Genomic DNA, 4,723 nt, shown 5'->3' with positions numbered 1-4,723 from the left:
GAGCCCGTCGCGCCCATCGCGATCCCGATGTCCGCGGCGGCCAGCGCAGGGGCGTCGTTGATGCCGTCGCCGATCATCGCGACCTGCCCCTTCGCACCGAGCTCTGCGATCGCGGCGGCCTTGTCCTCCGGGCGCAGCTCGGCGCGCACGTCCTCGATCCCTGCCTGCGCAGCGAGAGCGCGGGCGGTGCGGGCATTGTCGCCGGTGAGCATGGTCACCCCGATGCCCTGGGTCGCGAGGGTGCGCACGACCTCGGGGACCTCCGGGCGCAGCTCGTCGCGGACGCCGATCGCGGCGACCGCGACGCCATCGCGGTGGACGATCACGACCGTCATGCCCTGCTCCTCCAGCCCCGCGACCCGGTCGTCGAGCGTGCCGGCGTGCAGCCAGCGGGGACTGCCGACGGTGATCCGCGCGCCATCGAGCTCGCCCTCGATGCCGTGCCCGGCCTGCTCGGTCACGCCCTCCGCCGCAGGCGCATCCGGCGCTGCGGCGGTGATCGCGGCCGCGAGCGGGTGGGTGCTGCGCTGCTCCAGGGCGGCCGTCCACGCCAGCGCCTCCGCCTCGCTCACACCGTCCACGGTGAGGACGGCGGCGACGGCGGGCTCGTTGCGGGTGAGGGTGCCGGTCTTGTCGACGGCAACGTGGCGGATCACGCCGAACCGCTCGAACGCGGCACCCGACTTGATGATCACGCCGAACTTGCTCGCCGCACCAATCGCAGCGACAACAGTGAGAGGCACCGAGATCGCCAGCGCGCACGGCGACGCCGCCACGAGCACCACGAGGGCGCGGGTAATCCACAGCTCCGGGTCACCGAAGAGCGAACCGATCACGGCGACCAGGACGGCGAGGATCAGCACACCCGGCACGAGCGGGCGGGCGATGCGGTCCGCGAGACGAGCGCGGTCCCCCTTCTCCGCCTGTGCCTGCTCCACGAGCTCGACGATGGTGGTCAGCGAGTTGTCGGTGCCCGCCGCGGTCGTCTCGACCTCCAGCGCTCCCGCGGTGTTGATCGCGCCGGCCGACACTGAGTCCCCAGGCTCGACCTCCACCGGGATCGACTCCCCGGTGATCGCGGAGGTGTCCAGGCTGGAGTGGCCCGTGCGGACGATCCCGTCGGTCGCGATCCGCTCGCCCGGGCGCACCAGCATCAGCTGGCCGACGGCGAGGTCCTTCGCGGCGACCTCGACCGAGGCCCCGTCGCGCCGGATGGTCGCGGTCTCGGGGACGAGCTTGAGCAGCGCCCGGAGCCCGCCGCGGGCGCGGTCCATCGCCTTGTCCTCCAGGGCCTCGGCGATCGAGTAGAGGAACGCCAGTGCCGCGGCTTCTTCGACGTAGCCGAGGATGACCGCACCGATCGCGCTGATCGTCATCAGCAGACTGATGCTCAGCTTGCCCGTGAACAGCTTCCGGATCGCGCCCGGCGTGAACGTCGACGCACCCAGCAGCAGGCCGACCCAGAACGCCACCAGCGCCGGGATCTCCATCCCGGACCACTCCAGGACGAGACCGGTCAGGAAGGCGACGCCGGAGAATACCGGGACCATGATCCCGCGGTCCCGCCACCAAGGGCGCTCCGCCTCCTCAGCCTCTTCGGCGACAGTGGCCGCAGGCTCGTCGTGCTCGCAGCCGCACGCCGCGCTCACTCGCCCGCTCCCGTCCCGCAGCAGCCCGGCACCGTGCACGAAGCGTCCATGCAGGGCGCGTGCTCGTCCACCGCGAGCGTCACGTCCACCAGCGCGGTCAGCGCCGCCGCGAGGTGCGGGTCCGCGATCTCGTAGCGCGTCTGCCGCCCTTCCGGCTCGGCGACCACGATGCCGCAGTCGCGCAGGCAGGTCAGGTGGTTCGAGACGTTCGAGCGGGTCAGCTCCAGCTCACGCGAGAGCACCGCCGGGTAGCTGGGGCCGTCGAGCAGGGTCATCAGTATCCGGGAGCGCGTCGGGTCCGCCATGGCCCGGCCGAGCCGGTTCATGACGTCGAGACGTGGAGCAATGGTCAGCATGCACTGATCATACAGTGTTGACTGAACTAATCCCAGGATGAATAGTGCACCCTGCGACATTCGGCCCTACCAGTAACCCCGCGGGCGCGCAGCAGCAGCCCGGCGTTTTCGAGCGCGCCGAGGACGCGGACGATGCTGGTGGTGTTGCAGGACACCACCCGGGTCAGGTCCCGGCCGAGCGCGGTGGCGTAGTTGGCCTGGGCGACGAAGGAGTGCCCGGTGGTCGAGTGCGCTTCCCCGCCCTGCACGATCACCTTTACTCCCGCCGCCTGGTAGCGGGGCAGGTTTCCGGCGGCGACGTGCTTGGGGGTCGTATCGACGATCACGTCGCTCTGCGCGAGGAGATCGTCGAGGGTTCCCTCGGGGCGGATGCCGGTGTCCACCATGCCGCTGTGCGCGTCGGGGGTGGCGGCGAATACGGGCAGCCGCGGGACGGCGGATTGTATTCGCCAGTCGGTGACGATGTCCGCGACGCCCACCAGGTGCATGTCGGGTTGGGCGTGGACGGCGTCGGCGACCCTCTTGCCGATCACTCCGTACCCGTTGACGCCGACTCTGATCCTGTCCATCTTCGTCTCCTTTCGTGGTGTTCTTGAGCCGTGCGCGGGTCAGGGGCGGGGTCGGCGGCGCCGCAGCGTCCACAGCAGATAGCTGCCGAGGGCGCCGATCGTGCCGGTCCCGGCGCCGATCAGGACGCCTTCCCGGGAGCGCCATTTCGTGTTCCCGCCGACGAGGGTGCCGATCCCGCTGATCAGCGCGGCGGCGATCATTCCCGCGACGACACGGTTGCCGACGCGTTCGGCGCGCCCGACGAGAGGTTCCAGCTCCGTCGCGCGCAGGTGCACCTCGAACCCGCCGTCTTCGAGGAGATGCCGGAGCCGGCTCAGGGTGGCGGGCAGCTCGGTGAGCAGTGCCCCGGTGTCGGCTCCCGCGCGCGCCCATCGCCGGGCCAGAGCCGGCAGGGACAGCTGGGCGCGGGTGAGCTGCTCAGCGTAGGGCTGCAGGGCGTCGAGCATCTGGAAGTCCGGATCCAGCCGCGCCGCGGTCCCTTCGGCCATCATCAGCACTTTGAACAGCAGCGCCGTCTCCTGCGGAAGGTGCAGCTGGTGCTGCTGCAGGATGCCGAGCAGCTGCTGGAGCATGATTGCGAGGCTGATCTCCGACAGCGAACGGCCCCGGTAGCGGGCCGTGAACGCGGTGATCGCCTGCCGCAGCCCTGCCCGGTCGACGACGTCGGCGGTCCGGGAGAGTTCTATCAGGGCGGTGGTGAGGGTGTCCGGGTCGTCGCGGGTGAAGGCGAGCACGATGCCGGCGAGGCCGTCCGTGGTCTGTTCGGTGAGCTCCCCGACCATCCCGAAGTCGATCAGCGCGAGCGCGCCGTCGGGCTGCACGAACATGTTCCCGGGATGGGGGTCGGCATGGAAGAACCGGTTGTCGAACACCATCGTGAGCACGATGTCGGCACCCAGCCGCGCGAGTGCGACCCGGTCGATGCCGGCGGCGTCCAGGCCCTCCAGGTCGTCGATCCGCACCCCGCTCATCCGCTCCAGGGTCAGCACGCGCGAGGTCGTGGTCTCCCCGTGCACGCGGGGAATCCGCACCCGCGCCGCGTGGGCGAACTCCTGCGCGAACCGTTCGGCGTTGCGGGCCTCCTGCAGGTAGTCCAGCTCGGCACGCAGCGTGCGGGAGAACTCCTCCACCAGCCCGGGCAGGTCGTACTGCCGGATGGCATCCCAGCGCCGGTCGGCGCGGTCGGCGAGGTTGCGGAGAATGTCCAGGTCTTCATGCACCTGCGCGACCACGCCGGGCCGGCGCACCTTCACGACGACCTCGGTGCCGTCGTGAAGAGTTGCCGCGTACGCCTGCCCGATGGACGCCGCCGCCAGCGGCACCGGGTCGAACTGGGCGAACACGTGCTCTGGGTCGGCGCCGAGCTCTTCACGGAGCACGTCCCGAATGCCCTCCCACGGTGCCGCGGCGACGTCGTCCTGCAGTTTGGCGAACTCGGCGACCCATGCCGCGGGGAGCAGATCGTGCCGGGTGGAGAGGATCTGGCCCAGTTTCACGAACGTCGGCCCGAGCTCCTCCAACGCGACCCGCACATGCTCGGGGTTCGTGTAGGGGTCCTCCTGCCGGGCGTGTCCGAGGGCGCCGCGGTGGAACGGCACCAAGCCGCCCAGGCCCAGCACGCCGGCCAGGACGCCGAGTCCGTGCCGGCGCAGCACGGCCCCGATCTGCCGGTACCGGCTACTCCCCGCGCCCATCAGCTCACGCCCCTCTCGGCTGGAGTGCCGGCCGATGCTCGTTCGAGGATGAAGTCGACGCGCGCGTCGGGGGCGAGTGCGGGGACGGTGACGACGGGAAAGCCCAGCTCCTGGTACACCAGCCCGAGCAGGTCGTGGATGCGCCGCTGCGCGGCGGGGTCCTCGGTGCGCGCGTAGTCGGACGCCAGCGGGAGCAGGTCAAGCAGGAACACCGTCGCGTACCGGGCGCCGGCCAGCGCGCCCAGCAGGGCGGTGCCGGGGGCGAGGCCGAGGAAGCGGTAGTAGGCGAGCGAGTCCGGCAGAGCACGGTCCAGGAACACGGTCTGTTGCGGGTCGAGGGAGCGTTCCTGCTCGATCTGCATGTCGACGACGGCGCGCTGGAACTCGCTCTGCCGTGCCCGCACCTCCGCGGTGCTGCGCCCGGTGATCCGTTGCAGGTCGATGTAGTGGCGGG

The 4,723-nt window shown here is 71.0% G+C and carries 5 protein-coding genes; all 5 read right to left on the bottom strand.

All coding sequences use genetic code 11. The features are described from left to right. Positions 1-1,649 (bottom strand): cation-translocating P-type ATPase (locus BGO46_RS00515; protein WP_299984968.1); only part of this gene is annotated, 1,649 nt, incomplete at its 3' end. Then, on the bottom strand, positions 1,646-2,005 hold the full coding sequence (locus BGO46_RS00510) for a metalloregulator ArsR/SmtB family transcription factor (protein ID WP_292679297.1): 360 nt from the start codon (positions 2,003-2,005) through the stop codon (positions 1,646-1,648). The genes BGO46_RS00515 and BGO46_RS00510, both read right to left, overlap by 4 nt. Positions 2,006-2,031: 26 nt before the next feature. Continuing rightward, positions 2,032-2,574: a type II glyceraldehyde-3-phosphate dehydrogenase gene (locus BGO46_RS00505; protein WP_081767967.1), complete on the bottom strand. Its 543-nt coding sequence runs from the start codon at positions 2,572-2,574 to the stop codon at positions 2,032-2,034. A gap of 39 nt (positions 2,575-2,613) precedes the next feature. Next, positions 2,614-4,269, bottom strand: a complete 1,656-nt coding sequence (locus BGO46_RS00500; protein ID WP_036286080.1) for an AarF/ABC1/UbiB kinase family protein — start codon at positions 4,267-4,269, stop codon at positions 2,614-2,616. Next, the coding region (locus BGO46_RS00495; protein ID WP_299984965.1) for an ATP-binding protein at positions 4,269-4,723 on the bottom strand (455 nt) is incomplete at its 5' end. The genes BGO46_RS00500 and BGO46_RS00495, both read right to left, overlap by 1 nt.

Origin of the sequence: Microbacterium sp. 70-16 (assembly GCF_001898315.1) — a bacterium.
In the GTDB taxonomy this organism is placed as follows: domain Bacteria; phylum Actinomycetota; class Actinomycetes; order Actinomycetales; family Microbacteriaceae; genus Microbacterium.
The sequence above is the reverse complement of the archived record's forward strand: the minus strand, read 5'-3'. Positions and strand labels throughout refer to the sequence as shown.

Excerpts from the sequence above, each read along its gene's own strand:
- BGO46_RS00510 (WP_292679297.1), bottom strand. The coding sequence starts at position 2,005 with ATGCTGACCATTGCTCCACGTCTCGACGTCATGAACCGGCTCGGCCGG.
- BGO46_RS00505 (WP_081767967.1), bottom strand. The coding sequence starts at position 2,574 with ATGGACAGGATCAGAGTCGGCGTCAACGGGTACGGAGTGATCGGCAAG.
- BGO46_RS00500 (WP_036286080.1), bottom strand. The coding sequence starts at position 4,269 with ATGGGCGCGGGGAGTAGCCGGTACCGGCAGATCGGGGCCGTGCTGCGC.